Origin of the sequence: Bradyrhizobium sp. SHOUNA76, from assembly GCF_023006445.1 — a bacterium.
Lineage (GTDB): Bacteria > Pseudomonadota > Alphaproteobacteria > Rhizobiales > Xanthobacteraceae > Bradyrhizobium.
This window is the reverse complement of the sequence record NZ_JALBHA010001098.1, coordinates 1-572: the sequence shown is the minus strand read 5'-3', so window position 1 is coordinate 572 and position 572 is coordinate 1. Positions and strand designations below refer to the sequence as shown.

The following is a 572-nucleotide window of genomic DNA, read 5'->3' as shown; positions in this document are numbered from 1 at the left end:
CCTGTTCGGCCGCCATGCGCGCGGTGATCAGCGAGCCCGAGCGGTGCGCGGCTTCCACCACGACCACGCCGAGCGAGGCGCCCGAGATCAATCGGTTTCGGCGAGGGAAGTCACGGGCGCGCGGCTCGTGGCCTAGCGGCATCTCGGAGATCGCGGCGCCCGCGTGGTCGAGGATCGCTGTGAGGAGATCGCCATGCTCGGGCGGATAGATGCAATCATGCCCGCCGGCCAGCACCGCGACCGTGCCGCTCTCGACGCTGGTGCGATGCGCGGCCTGATCGACGCCGCGGGCGAGGCCGGAGATGACCACAAAGCCGGCTTCGCCGAGCTCACGCGCCAGCATGCCGGCAAACTTCAGCCCGGCGCCGGAAGCATTGCGCGAGCCGACGATCGCAATCATCGGCCGCATCAAGGTTTTGATGTCGCCGCGCACGGCGAGCAGCGGCGGCGCATCGTCGATCATCGCCAGCCGCTCAGGATAACCGTCCTCGCCTGGCGCGAGCCAGGCGATGCCGAATTTGCGGCTCGCGGCAAGCTCGGCCTTGGCTTCGTCGGCACTGCAGATGCGTCCC

The 572-nt window shown here is 69.4% G+C and carries 1 protein-coding gene; it reads right to left on the bottom strand.

Going from position 1 to position 572, the window contains the following annotated elements:
• Positions 1–572: DNA-processing protein DprA (locus tag MOV74_RS39955; RefSeq protein WP_246933082.1), on the bottom strand; the 572-nt coding region annotated here is incomplete at both ends.